The sequence below is a fragment of the Kribbella sp. genome (assembly GCF_035687465.1).
GTDB lineage: Bacteria > Actinomycetota > Actinomycetes > Propionibacteriales > Kribbellaceae > Kribbella.
On sequence record NZ_DASRXP010000164.1, the window covers coordinates 1 to 11817 of the forward strand.

16 protein-coding genes and 1 riboswitch are annotated in these 11817 nt (G+C 68.5%); of the genes, 2 read left to right on the top strand and 14 right to left on the bottom strand.

What is annotated here, in order from left to right; translation table 11 throughout:
- The 11 genes from VFG33_RS08215 to clsA form a co-directional block, all read right to left on the bottom strand.
- The coding region (locus VFG33_RS08215; RefSeq protein ID WP_524538122.1) for a glycine dehydrogenase at nucleotides 1–1508 on the bottom strand (1508 nt) is incomplete at its 3' end.
- Nucleotides 1509–1578: 70 nt separating this feature from the next.
- A riboswitch (glycine riboswitch) is annotated at nucleotides 1579–1677 on the bottom strand.
- Nucleotides 1678–1692: 15 nt separating this feature from the next.
- Nucleotides 1693–2589, bottom strand: a complete 897-nt coding sequence (locus tag VFG33_RS08220) for a dihydrodipicolinate synthase family protein (protein WP_325024088.1) — start codon at nucleotides 2587–2589, stop codon at nucleotides 1693–1695.
- Nucleotides 2590–2639: 50 nt separating this feature from the next.
- On the bottom strand, nucleotides 2640–3260 hold the full coding sequence (locus tag VFG33_RS08225; protein WP_414672934.1) for a MerR family transcriptional regulator: 621 nt from the start codon (nucleotides 3258–3260) through the stop codon (nucleotides 2640–2642).
- A 276-nt stretch (nucleotides 3261–3536) separates the two neighbouring features.
- Entirely contained in the window at nucleotides 3537–4031 is a 495-nt protein-coding gene (locus VFG33_RS08230; RefSeq protein ID WP_325024090.1) for a bifunctional nuclease family protein, read from the bottom strand.
- A 75-nt stretch (nucleotides 4032–4106) separates the two neighbouring features.
- Complete coding sequence (gene ftsR / locus VFG33_RS08235) at nucleotides 4107–4802, bottom strand: transcriptional regulator FtsR (RefSeq protein WP_325024093.1); 696 nt, start codon at nucleotides 4800–4802, stop codon at nucleotides 4107–4109.
- On the bottom strand, nucleotides 4789–5310 hold the full coding sequence (locus VFG33_RS08240) for a zinc-ribbon and FHA domain-containing protein (RefSeq protein WP_325024095.1): 522 nt from the start codon (nucleotides 5308–5310) through the stop codon (nucleotides 4789–4791). Before VFG33_RS08240 ends, ftsR begins: the two co-directional genes overlap by 14 nt.
- A gap of 140 nt (nucleotides 5311–5450) precedes the next feature.
- Complete coding sequence (gcvH, locus tag VFG33_RS08245) at nucleotides 5451–5831, bottom strand: glycine cleavage system protein GcvH (protein ID WP_325024097.1); 381 nt, start codon at nucleotides 5829–5831, stop codon at nucleotides 5451–5453.
- Nucleotides 5832–5876: 45 nt separating this feature from the next.
- Complete coding sequence (locus VFG33_RS08250) at nucleotides 5877–6698, bottom strand: DUF881 domain-containing protein (RefSeq protein WP_325024098.1); 822 nt, start codon at nucleotides 6696–6698, stop codon at nucleotides 5877–5879.
- A gap of 1 nt (nucleotide 6699) precedes the next feature.
- Complete coding sequence (locus tag VFG33_RS08255) at nucleotides 6700–7032, bottom strand: small basic family protein (RefSeq protein ID WP_020389931.1); 333 nt, start codon at nucleotides 7030–7032, stop codon at nucleotides 6700–6702.
- Nucleotides 7029–7862 (bottom strand): DUF881 domain-containing protein, encoded by an 834-nt coding sequence (locus VFG33_RS08260; RefSeq protein ID WP_325024100.1) that lies wholly within the window; start codon nucleotides 7860–7862, stop codon nucleotides 7029–7031. The genes VFG33_RS08255 and VFG33_RS08260 overlap by 4 nt, the downstream gene beginning before the upstream one ends.
- Nucleotides 7863–7865: 3 nt before the next feature.
- A complete protein-coding gene (clsA, locus tag VFG33_RS08265) occupies nucleotides 7866–8462 on the bottom strand; it encodes a cardiolipin synthase ClsA (RefSeq protein ID WP_325024102.1) in 597 nt (198 codons plus the stop codon).
- 236 nt (nucleotides 8463–8698) lie between these two features.
- On the opposite strand from clsA, the gene VFG33_RS08270 reads away from it, so the two are divergent.
- The gene (locus tag VFG33_RS08270) at nucleotides 8699–9067 is read left to right on the top strand and encodes a YciI family protein (protein WP_325024104.1); all 369 of its coding nucleotides are present in this window, start codon (nucleotides 8699–8701) and stop codon (nucleotides 9065–9067) included.
- On the top strand, nucleotides 9064–10275 hold the full coding sequence (locus VFG33_RS08275) for an RNA polymerase sigma factor (RefSeq protein WP_325024106.1): 1212 nt from the start codon (nucleotides 9064–9066) through the stop codon (nucleotides 10273–10275). The genes VFG33_RS08270 and VFG33_RS08275 overlap by 4 nt, the downstream gene beginning before the upstream one ends.
- Nucleotides 10276–10302: 27 nt before the next feature.
- On the opposite strand, the gene VFG33_RS08280 is transcribed toward VFG33_RS08275, so the two are convergent.
- From VFG33_RS08280 to VFG33_RS08290, 3 genes are all read right to left on the bottom strand, one after another.
- A complete protein-coding gene (locus VFG33_RS08280; protein WP_325024108.1) occupies nucleotides 10303–10851 on the bottom strand; it encodes a hypothetical protein in 549 nt (182 codons plus the stop codon).
- Nucleotides 10848–11423: an RNA polymerase sigma factor gene (locus VFG33_RS08285; RefSeq protein WP_325024110.1), complete on the bottom strand. Its 576-nt coding sequence runs from the start codon at nucleotides 11421–11423 to the stop codon at nucleotides 10848–10850. Before VFG33_RS08285 ends, VFG33_RS08280 begins: the two co-directional genes overlap by 4 nt.
- Before the next feature lie 67 nt (nucleotides 11424–11490).
- Nucleotides 11491–11817: nuclear transport factor 2 family protein (locus VFG33_RS08290; RefSeq protein WP_325024112.1), on the bottom strand; the 327-nt coding region annotated here is incomplete at its 5' end.

The following is an 11817-nucleotide window of genomic DNA, read 5'->3' on the forward strand; positions in this document are numbered from 1 at the left end:
TCCAGCGCGTAGTCGTAGTCGGACAGCTTGCGTAGGTACCGCAGCATCGCCGTCTCGGACCGGTGCGTGTTGAACACCGGGTGCGTCAGGTACTCCGAGGTCCGGACCACTGTCGTAGCCAGGTCAGCCCCGGACAGCGTCGCGTCGTACCGGACGCCGAAGGCGCGGCAGACCCGGCCGAGCGCGGTCGGGTCCGTCTTCTCGTCACAGGAGATGCCGACATGGTCGGCGTCGACCAGCCGCAGCCAGATTCCGGTCTGCCGAGCCGCGTCGACGACGTCAGCGGCGCGACCCGGAACCCGCGCGAGCACAGTGTCGAAGAACTGCTCGTGCACGATCTCGACGCCACCGGCACGCAGCGACGCGGCCAGGCTGTCGGCGTGGTCGTGCACGCGCTGGGCGATCGCCTTCAGCCCGTCCGGCCCGTGGTACACCGCGTACATCGAGGCGACCACAGCAAGCAGCACCTGCGCAGTACAGATGTTCGACGTGGCCTTCTCGCGGCGGATGTGCTGCTCGCGCGTCTGCAAAGCCAGCCGGTACGCCGGTGCGCCGTCCGCGTCGACCGATACTCCGACCAGCCGGCCGGGGAGCGACCTCTCCAGGCCCGCGCGGACCGACATGAAGCCCGCGTGCGGCCCGCCGTAGAACAGCGGAACCCCGAAGCGCTGCGACGAGCCGATCACGATGTCCGCCCCGGCCTCGCCCGGTGCCTCCAGCAACGTCAGCGCCAGCAGGTCAGACGCGACCGCGACCAGCGTGTCCCGCTCATGAGCAGCGGCCACCAACGGCTTCAGATCCCGTACAACGCCACCGGATCCCGGGTACTGCACCAGGAAGCCGAAGAAGTCGCCTTCCGGAAGACCATCGGTGGTGTCGGCAACGACCACCTCGATACCGAGCGCCTCCGCGCGGGTCTGGACCACCGCGATCGTCTGGGCGAAGCAGTCGGCGTCGACCAGGAAGCGCTCGCTCTTGCTCTTCTTGTTGGACCGGTGCGCCAGCGTCATCGCCTCGGCGGCCGCGGTGCCCTCGTCCAGTAGCGACGCGTTCGCCGTCGGCAGGCCGGTCAGGTCGGACACCACGGTCTGGAAGTTCAGCAGCGCCTCGAGGCGCCCCTGCGAGATCTCCGGCTGGTACGGCGTGTAGGCGGTGTACCAGGCGGGGTTCTCGACCAGCCGGCGGACGATCACCGACGGCGTGAAGGTGCCGTAGTACCCCTGGCCGATCATCGTGGTGGCCACGTTGTTGCGCGCGGCGAGCTGCCTGAGCTCGGTCAGCGCGTCCACCTCGGAGGCCGGAGCCGGCAGCCGGAGCGGCTCGGCGGACCGGATCGACGCGGGCACGGCGGCATCCACCAGCGCGTCGACATCGGCGTACCCGAGGGTCTGCACCATCCGCGCGACCTCGTCCGGACGCGGCCCGATATGACGGTCGGCGAACGCGGCCGACATCTGGGATTCGTTCGACCGGGGCGGTGGGGCGGGGAAGGAATTAGGCGCTGTCATCTGAGAGGCTCCGTTGCTGACTGTTGCCGGTGGCCTCCCCCTCTGTCACGCATGCGCGCTTCAGAGTTGCCTGTGGCACCCGGTCCATGGGCCTGAGAGGTTCCGGGGAGGAATTGCCCCTTCGGCGCCCAACCAAACAGCTGTGTTGAGACTCTCCCGAGTGCTGTGTACGGCGTGTCCGAGGTTACCAGGAACCGTCGAACAGTTCGGGCAGCAGTCGCCGTGCGTCGGGCCGGGCTGCGTCCACCTGATCCTGCATCGCGAAGCTCATCGGCCATCGCACCCGCGTCCCCGCCTCCGCCCAGTCACCGACCGCGGCCAGGAACTTGTCCAGCGCCGGGTTGGACAGCCCCGCCGCCTGCAACGGCGCGATGTGCAGCGCGAAGAACTCTCCGATCCGCTTCTCGACCTCGAGCGCAGCGGCGGGATCGCTGTGGATCTGCTCGTACCACCGGACCGAGCCCGCCGGCGACAACGCGGCGACATTCGAGTAGCTCCCGTGCGCTCCCAGCGGCGTCATGCTCGCCAGGAAATGCCCGGGCACGAAGATCGACAACCCTGACTGCGAGGCCCGCTCGAACCACTCCCTGTCACCACCAGCCGTCTTCAACCCCACCAACTCCGGTACTGCGCGCGCAAGGTCGGCGAGCAGCTCGGGCCCGACTCGCGTCTTCGCATGCGGTGGGTTGTAGAGGACGAGCGGGACGTCACCGGCCGTCGCGGCCACCCGGGTCAGGAAGTCCAGGACCTCCCGGTCGGTGAGGGCCAGCCAGTCGGGCACGATGACCTGGATCGCGGAAGGCGAGAGCGCTGCGGACCGGCGTACGCGATCTACGGAGAGCTGCGCCGAGGGGTGACTGGCGCCCAGCTGGAACGGCAGATCGGCCTCGACACAGGCAGCAGCCAACAACTCGTTGAGCTGGTCGAACTCTGTCTCGGAGAGAGTCTGGAATTCGCCGGCCGTGCCGTGGGCGTAGAGGCCGTGCAGACCAGACGCGACCAGGACTCGGACCTGCTGTTGGAGGCGGGCGAAGTCGATGCTGTCGTCGGGGTTGAGCGGGAGCAACAAAGACGCCCACACACCGCGAAGGGAATCCGGGGTGAGTGGACGCACTGAGCTGGTCTGAGGTTTCAGCCGGTCATGCGGGCGCGGCGGCGGGCGGCGAGCTCGTCGTTGGCGTGACCGTCGGAGTCGCCCTCGGCGTGGCCGTCGGCACGCTCGGTCGGCAGCTCGGACAGGGAACCCTCGACCTCGCGCCAGACACCGCCAAGTGCGATGCCGAAGACACCCTGGCCACCGGCCAGCAGGTCGATCACCTCGTCCGGCGAGGTGCACATGTAGACGGACGCGCCGTCGCTCATCAGGGTGATCTGGGTCAGGTCGTCGATCCCGCGCTTGCTCAGGTGGGCGATCGCGCTACGGATCTGCTGCAGCGAGATGCCGGCGTCGAGCAGCCGCTTGATCACCTTCAGCAACAGAACGTCACGGAAACCGTAGAGCCGCTGCGTGCCGGATCCGGTCGCGGGACGGACCGACGGGGAGACCAGGCCGGTCCGGGCCCAGTAGTCCAGCTGACGGTAGGTGATCCCGGCCGCGGCACACGCCGTCGGGCCGCGGAAGCCGACATCGTCGGGCATCGGCGAGAGGTCGTCGTCGAAGAGGAGCCCCTGCACGCCTGCGCTGGCGGCCGCCTCGGCGTGCGCTTCGGACGTCGACTGCGCCGTCAGATCAGTGTCGCCGGTGCGTGTCACGCCTGAGCCTCCCTGGGTACCGACTGGAACGGATCACATCCGTGGAGTTACAACACCCCACAACTCCTTCAAGGTAAGCCGCCGACCTGGGTGGGTCAACGACTGCGGGTCCGAGCCGGGAGCGTGTCGCGCCACCGTCACGAATCGTTACCTGTCCGCTCTTGTACCCAACCCGCAGGTTCATTCGCCCCCTTTTCACCCTCAGGGGCCGCCAGCGGTCAGGCGGGAGCTGAGCGCGAGGGTGAAAAGGGGGCGAATGAACACGGGGTTGGTGGTTCAGCTCTTGTCGAAGTCTTCAGGGGTGACCTGGTCGAGGAACTCACGGAAGCGCTCGACCTCTTCCTCCTCGACCACCTCTTCGTCATCGTCGGACTCGCTGTCCGGCACCGGGATGCCCGCCTCGGCCAGGATCTCCTCGGTGCAGAACACAGGCGTACCGGTCCGCAGCGCGAGCGCGATCGAGTCGGACGGGCGGGCGGAGATCTCGGTCTTGTCGTCGAAGACCAGGATCGCCTCGAACACCCCGTCGGTCAGGTTCACGATCCGGACCTGGCTCAGGGTGTGCCCGAGGACCCGGATGGTCTCCGCGAACAGGTCGTGGGTGAGCGGTCTGGGCGGCTCCATGCCCTGCTGGGCGAAGGCGATCGCACTGGCCTCGGCCGCGCCGATCCAGATCGGCAGGTATCGCTCTCCGCCGACCTCCCGGAGCAGCACTATCGGCTGACTCGAGGGCATCTCAACCCGGACTCCGACCACGTCGACTTCGCGCACTCCTTCAGCCTACTCTGCGGGCCAGGCCCGGGCTGCCCACCGGGTGCGCCCCGGGAGCAAAGCGGGTGAACCGGATCAGCGGGACAGGCGGGAGCGGACCAGGGCGGCGTGCAGCCGGACGGCGAGGGCAGCCAGTTCCTGGATCCGGTCCTGCTGCTTACTCAGCGGGCTGACCACCTGCTCGATCAGGCCGACCTCGCGGTCCGCCGCGGTCCGGAACGGCCGCAGATGCCGCGGCTCGATCCCGTACTCCGCGAACCCGGCCGCCGCCTTCGCCACCAGGATCGCGTCCCCGTCGTAGTGGTTGCCCCTGGCCACCACCAGGTTGTGGCTCTCCAGCTGGTCGAGCAGTTCCACGCTGATGCCTGCGGCCACCCGCAGTTCCTCCCGGGTCAGCTTCAGCTCGGTGCCATAGCTGGAGAAGTCCTCGGCGTCCGGCAGACCGGCCGGCTCCGGCACCTGGTCAGGCGCGGCCGGACGTCCACCGGGGGTGGTCGGCGGGCGCAGGCCGCGATCCATCGCGCCCAGGTGTTCCTTGATCACTTTCAGCGGCAGGTACTGGTCCCGCTGCGCGGCCAGCACGTACCGCAGCCGGTCGACGTCGGCGGCGCTGAACTTGCGGTAACCCGACGCGGTCCGCGCCGGCGTCACCAGCCCCTCGGCCTCGAGGAAACGGATCTTGGAGATGGTGACGTCGGCGAACTCGGCCTGCAGGACCTGCAGCACCTCACCGATGCTGCTGCCTCCGACCGGAGGCTCAGGCCTGGCCACTGGCGTAGTACACCAGGCGGTACTTGCCGATCTGGACCTCGTCGCCGCCTGCCAGCTGGACCTCGTCGATCCGGTCCCGGTTCACGTAGGTGCCGTTCAGGCTGCCGACGTCGCGGACCTTGACGCCCGACGGGTCGCGGCGGAACTCGGCGTGCCGGCGGGACACCGTCACGTCGTCCAGGAAGATGTCGCTGTCCGGGTGCCGGCCGGCCGTGACCACGTCCACGTCCAGCAGGAACCGGCTGCCCGCGTTCGGCCCGCGCTGCACGATCAGCAGCGCCGAGCCGGCCGGCAGCGCACCGACCGCGGCCTCGTCCTCAGCGGACAACTGCTCGCCGGACTCGATCCGCTCGGTCTCGGGCTCGACGTTGATCGGCGTCAGCATCGCGGTGTCGGTGACCCCGGGAGCGGCCGCCGGACGGTCCGCGCCAGGGAGCATCGTTCCGCACTGCGAGCAGAACTTGCTGCCCTCGGAGTTCTCGTGCCCGCACTGGTTGCAGAACGGCATGCTGTGATCCTCCCGACCGCCGGTGGTCCGGCGACGTATCTGTGAACCCCGTGATGACAAGTGTGGCTGGCCCGAACAATGGCCGACCTCAACCCTCGACCAGCAGTTGAGGTCCGACAAAACCTATCAGTCCCGGCCAGTCAGCTCTGGTCGAGCTGACCTTGGTAGGTGTCGGCGTCCATCAGCGCCTCGACCTCCTCGTCGTCGTCCACCTGGATGTCGAGCAGCCAGCCCTCGCCGTACGGGTCGGTGTTGACCAGGTCGGGCTGGTCGGCCAGGGCCTCGTTGACGGCGGTGACGGTGCCGTTCACCGGGGCGAACAGGTCGCTCACGCTCTTGGTCGACTCCAGCTCACCGCAGGAGTCGCCGGCGCGCACCGCGGCACCGACCTCGGGCAGCTGGACATAGACGATGTCACCGAGCGCGTCCTGCGCGAAGTCGGTGATGCCGACCCGCGCGGGGCCTTCGCCGGCCTTCACCCATTCGTGCTCGGCCGTGTACTTCAGGTCTTCGGGGTACACCTTGGGTCCTCTTTCATCTAAGGGGCACTGCCGCTCAAGGGGGCTTTACTTGGTGGGGCTGGGAGCCGGGCGAGCGTAGCGATGCTCGTCCGGGGCGTGCAAGGCAGTGATCTGGACCTGTTGCTGTTCGGTCACCTCGGCGGTGCCGCCGATCTGGACGCCGGTCACCTCGCTGACCAGACCGCCGGGGAAGTTGGCCGCCTCGGCCAGGCTGTGGGACTCCCCGATCGCCTCGATCACGTACGGCGATCCGACCTTTTCGCCGTCGATCTTGACGCCCGGAGGGTCATCGACCAGGTCGGTACTGGCGACCACCCGGACCGAGCCGTTGATCTGGATCGCCTCGGCACCCGCGTCACGCAGTTCCTCGATCGCGTCCAGCAGGTTGCCGGAGTTCATCTTGCCCTCGGGGTCGTTCAGGGTGATCCGGACACCGGGCCCCTGGGCGGGCAGCGTGCCCGCCAGGATGCCGAGGGTCCGAACCTGCTGCTCAGCCTGCTCCCGCGCGGTCTGCGCCTTGTCCGCGCTGGACGACAGGCTGTTCTTCCGGTCCTCCAGTTCGGTGATCTCGCTCTCCAGCCGGCGGTTGTTCTGGTTCAGGCCGTCCAGGATCGCGATCAGGTCCTCGCGGCGGGCGTTCTGGTAGCCGTCGTCGGCGCGGTTCACCCGGACCTGGACGACCGCCATACAGGCGACCAGGGCGAGCACCACGGCGACGATCGCCTGACCGCGGGACGGCTTGAAGCCGGTCCGCAGCCGGCGCAGCGCCAGGTTCGGCGACTTCGGCTTCTTCGGCCGCGGCATCGGTGTCGGCGTGGCCGGCGGGTCCGCCTCGGCGGGCGGCGGGGTCGCGTTCTCGTCACTCATGTCAGGCCCTGAAGACGTGCCGCCGGATCGCGGCCATGTTGGTGAAGATCCGGATCCCCAGCACGACCACCACCCCGGTGGACAGCTGCGAGCCGACCCCGAGCTGGTCGCCGAGGTAGACGATCAGGGCCGCGATCAGCACGTTGGACACGAACGAGACGACGAACACCTTGTCGTCGAAGATCCCGTCCAGGAAGGCGCGGAGCGCACCGAAGACCGCGTCGAGGGCCGCCACCACCGCGATCGGCAGATAGGGCTGGGCCCACTCCGGCACATCGGGCGCGACCAGCAGACCGACCACGACGCCGATCACCAGACCGAGTACGGCGATCATTTCGGTCCACCCACCTTCGCGTGCCGCAGCGCGATGGTCGCATCGGCTGGTACCAGCAAGGAATCCTCCGTCGTGATCGTCATCCGGACATCGAAGTTGCTGACCAGGTACTGCACCCACTGGCCGCCCGAGCTCTGCGCGAACCGGGCCGGCATGGTCGCGGTGTCACCGATCGCGAGCACCGTGTACGGCGGGGTCAGTGAGCTGTAGTCGACCGTGATCGCGGTCCCGGCGCCGCGGATCGCGGTCAGCGAGGTGAGCCGGTGGCCGTTCACCGAGATGGCCTCGGCGCCGGCGGTCCACAGGCCGTTCACCAGCTGCTGCAGATCGACGTCGAGCAGCCGGCCTTCCTTGTCGGCGTTCTTCGCGTCGTCCACCACGGCCTTCAGGCCGGGCCCGGTCACGGCCACCGCCCCGGCCTGCAGCTCGAGATCGTCGAGCTTCTGCTGCAACGCGGTGCCCGAGCTGGAGTTGCTCAGCCCACTGGCCTGCAGGCCCCGGACCTCGTCGGCCAGGCTGGTCTGCTGGTCGCGTAGGTCGTTCAGCCGCGAGTCGGCCTGCTCGACCCGGCTGATCAGCTCGTTGCGTTCCTTCTCCGCCGCCGGTGCGCTGCGATAGTTCTGCGACGCGGCGACCGCGAGGAGGAACCCGAGCACGACCAGCGCGATCACCAGCAGCACCCGGTGCCGGGACTTGTTCGGCCTGCCCCCTTGGGACGGTCGCGACCGGGCGGCGACGGCGTACCCCTCGTCCAAGGGGTGGGCCATCAGGTTGTTCAGCAGCGACATGGACGCGTCGACGCGCCGCTGCCCGGGTGGAGACTGAGTCACGATCTACCCGGTCTGCCCGCTGATCGGTTTGACGGTCTGGATCAGGTGCCGCAGCTGCGTGAAGTACAGCGCGCCCGCCCAGTAGTACAGCGCGGTGCCCCAGATCGCGAAGGCCCAGCCGAAGACCCGGGCCAGTTCGTTCAGCGTGCTGCTTCCGTCGCCCAGCAACAGCAGCGGGAACGCGTAGAGCAGGCAGAAGGTCGCGGCCTTGCCGAGGAAGTGCACCGGCAGCGCGTTGAAGCCGCGGCGGTGCAGAGCCGGCAACGTGAAGGTCAGCAACAGATCCCGCAACGGCAACGCGATCGCCAGCCACCACGGGATGATGTCGCGCAACGCCAGACCGAGCACGGTCGCGAAGATGTAGAGCCGGTCGGCGACCGGGTCGAGCAACTGGCCGAGCCGGGTGGTCTGGTTCATCCGCCGGGCGATCTGACCGTCGGCCCAGTCCGTGAAGCCCGCGATCATCAGGACGACAAGCGCCCAGCCGTCCTCCTCCGGCCCGAGAATCAGCCAGAGGAACAGCGGCACGCCCAGCAACCGGAGGACGCTGAGTGCGTTCGGGATCGTCACGATCCGGTCGGACACTTCCACATCCGGCACGCGCGACCCCTCCCTTTGACACTTGCCCCAGTCCCGGTCGCAACTCTACTTGGGTGCGCTATCAGGTTTCGCCCGGGCCACTCCGGGGTAACCCGGGTGCGCCCCTGAATCAGTGAACGCTACTTAACCGGCTCAGCTACGGCCGCTGCACACCAGCAACTAGACAGTGATGCGATTGAGACCTGGTGCGCCACGTGGCTCTACTGTGGATCGACAGCCGGCGAGGGGAGACCGCGGTGAAGTTCCTGATCCTGATCTATGGCAATCCCGCGTCCCGGGAGGTCTGGGGCCGGATGACGGAAGAGCAGCAGAAGGAGGCGATGGCCGGCTACACCGAGCTCGAGGACGCGCTCCGGGCCAGTGGCGAGTTCATCGTGTCCGACTCGCTGGCCGATCCCGCGCAGACCAAGCAAGTACTCGTCCGGGACGGCTCGACGATGACCACCGACGGACCGTTCGCCGAGGTGAAGGAACAGCTGGCCGGGTTCTACCTGGTCGACTGCGCGAGCATGGAGCGGGCGACCGAGATCGTCGCACTGATCCCCGAGGCACCGTTCAGCATCGTCGAGGTGCGGCCGATCCAGGACCTGAGCGCACTGCGTTGACGGCTGCCGACGACGGGCGCATCGAGCAACTCCTGCGTGAACTGGCACCGCAGGTACTCGGTCCGCTGGTCCGTCGCTACGGCGGGTTCGACACCTGCGAGGACGCGGTCCAGGAGGCCCTGATCGCCGCGGCGACCCAGTGGCCCGTCGACGGTCTCCCGGACAACCCGAGGAGCTGGCTGATCACGGTCGCGTCGAGGCGGCGGATCGAAGTACTGCGGAATGAGGCGGCCCGGCAGCGGCGGGAGGAATCCGTTGCGGCGATGACGCCTGCGGACCCGTCCCCGGCCGCCGGGGTCGACGACACGCTGACGCTGTTGATGCTGTGCTGTCACCCGTCGCTCACTCCCCCGTCGCAGATCGCGTTGACGCTGCGCGCCGTCGGCGGACTGACCACACCCGAGATCGCCCGGGCCTTCCTGGTGCCTGAGGCAACGATCGGGCAGCGGATCAGCCGGGCGAAGGCGAAGATCAAAGCGAGCGGGGCGGCGTTCCGGCTGCCGCCGAGCGAGGAGCTGTCCGATCGGCTGGCGGCGGTGCTGCATGTGTTGTACCTGATCTTCAACGAGGGTTACACCGCGAGCTCGGGCGAGAGCCTGCACCGCGTCGAGCTCAGCGCGGAGGCGATCCGCCTGACCCGGCAGCTGTACGACCGGCTGCCGACCGAGGGCGAGGTCGCCGGTCTGCTCGCGCTGATGCAGCTGACGGATGCGCGCCGCCCGGCTCGCACTTCGCCGGACGGCGCGCTGATCCCCCTGCCGGAACAGGACCGCGGGCTCTGGGATGCCAACGCCGTTGCCGAGGGCACCGAATTGATCACCACGACGTTGCGCACGGCCCCTGTCGGTCCGTACCAGCTGCAGGCCGCGATCGCCGCGGTCCATGATCAAGCTGCTGCCGCGGACGACACCGACTGGCGGCAGATCCTGGTCCTGTACGAACTTCTCGAGACTCTGGCTCCCGGCCCGATGGTCACCCTCAACCGGATCGTCGCCGTCGCCATGGTCCACGGTCCCCAGGCCGGCCTCGACCAACTCGACTCGATCGACCCCGTACTCCGGGACCACCACCGAACGTCCGCAGTACGGGCCCATCTCCTGGACCTCGCCGGCGAAAAGGAAGCCGCCCGCGAGGCCTATCGCCAGGCTGCGCGGTTGACCGAAAGCGTCCCCGAACAACGCTATTTGGAATCCCGCGCCTCTTCCTGAACCCACTGACTACCTACGCGGCGGGCGCTACTCTGTTGCACTGCACGGGCCGAACGACCCGGTCTTCACGAAGCCGAACTCGCTCACCACTCCCCGGCGGTCTCCGTAGGATCGTGTTTCGATCAGCAGCGTGGCATCGACGAAGTCTGCCGGCTTCAGCGTCCACGAGTGGCCGTGTGCCTGATGGCCGTCCCAGTTGTCCGTAGAGCTCCAGTAGCCGTCGAAGCCGATCCCCTCCGGTGTCCGCACACAGCTCTGGTTGACCGGAACTTCGGTGACCTCGGCGGTCACCCCGGCCTGAGCCAGTCGCCGCTCAATGCCTTCACCGTCCTCGCCGTTGTAGATCGTGATGGTCACCTTGCCGTCCGGGCCCTCGGTGACCGAGTACGCCGGAGAGGTGGTCCGCTCCCCGCCGACCACCGCGGCCGTGACAGTTCCAGCGACAGCCAAGGTGGCACAGGCCGCCAGGCCCACGGCGACGCGGTGTCTGCGAACGAAAGACCGGCGCGGTGCGACCTCGCGCTCGGACACGACAGCCCGTAGCTCGGCCAGCAGTTCGTCTTCAAAAGTCTTCATGACGTGACCTCCGGGATGGTGATGCGGTCGACGGCGGGGGCGAGGTCCGGCTGTAACCGGGTCTGCAATCTGGTGCGCGCCCGGTGCAGGCGAACGCGCGCCGTGGCCGGGCGGATGCCGAGGGCCCGGGCCGCGTCCTGAGGACTGAGTCCGTCCAGGGCGACGAGCTCCAGTACCGCGCGCTCGCCCGGTGGGAGTTCGTCCATGGCCGGCAGGAGGTCCCGGGCCCACGCCTCGGCGTCGATCCGTTCCTCCAGCCGGGTGACGTCGTCCGCGGTCAGCAACCGTCGGCCGGAGATCCGCTGGTTCGCGCGGAGTTCCCGGGCCTTGCGGCGGCGTTCGGCCGACACGACGTTGTGCGCGACCCCGTAGAGCCACCCGGTCGGCGTACCGCGTCCTGATCGGTAGCTGTCCGCCGAGTCGATCGCTGCCAGGAACACCTCGGCGGTCAGGTCCGCGGCCAGATGTGGATCTGCCACCCGCCGGGCGACGAACCGTTGCACCTTCTCGATGTGCTCGCGGTAGAAGACCTCGAACGCATCGGGATCCCGCCCGATCTCCAAGCCTGTCATCCGACCCCTCCGTCTCTGGTGCTTACGGAAGTACTTGGCGCGACGGCAGTCCCGCGTTACCGAAGGGCTAGGACGGGAGGGTTTCCGGTACTGCGAAGCGATGGTGGACGGCGGGATCGAGGAAGGCCGAGATCCAGGTGATCTTGCCGTCGCGGAGCTGGAGAACGTTGATGGCGCCGAGGCGGAAAAGGTGGTCGCCCGGGTCGTAGCTGTAGCACGCGAAGGCGGGCTGGCCGTTGGCGCGGATCTTGCGCACGCGCCAACGGGTCTCGAACAGCCGCTCGGTGACGAACCGCATCACCGCGGATCGGCCGTCGAACCAGGCCGGCAGCGGCGGCATGGTGTAGCGGGCGTCCTCGGCGAGCAGGTCCCCGATCGAGGCCGCGTCGGCCTG

Excerpts from the sequence above, each read along its gene's own strand:
- VFG33_RS08250 (WP_325024098.1), bottom strand. The coding sequence starts at position 6,698 with ATGAGTGACGAGAACGCGACCCCGCCGCCCGCCGAGGCGGACCCGCCG.
- VFG33_RS08255 (WP_020389931.1), bottom strand. The coding sequence starts at position 7,032 with ATGATCGCCGTACTCGGTCTGGTGATCGGCGTCGTGGTCGGTCTGCTG.
- VFG33_RS08240 (WP_325024095.1), bottom strand. The coding sequence starts at position 5,310 with ATGCCGTTCTGCAACCAGTGCGGGCACGAGAACTCCGAGGGCAGCAAG.
- VFG33_RS08280 (WP_325024108.1), bottom strand. The coding sequence starts at position 10,851 with ATGAAGACTTTTGAAGACGAACTGCTGGCCGAGCTACGGGCTGTCGTG.
- VFG33_RS08285 (WP_325024110.1), bottom strand. The coding sequence starts at position 11,423 with ATGACAGGCTTGGAGATCGGGCGGGATCCCGATGCGTTCGAGGTCTTC.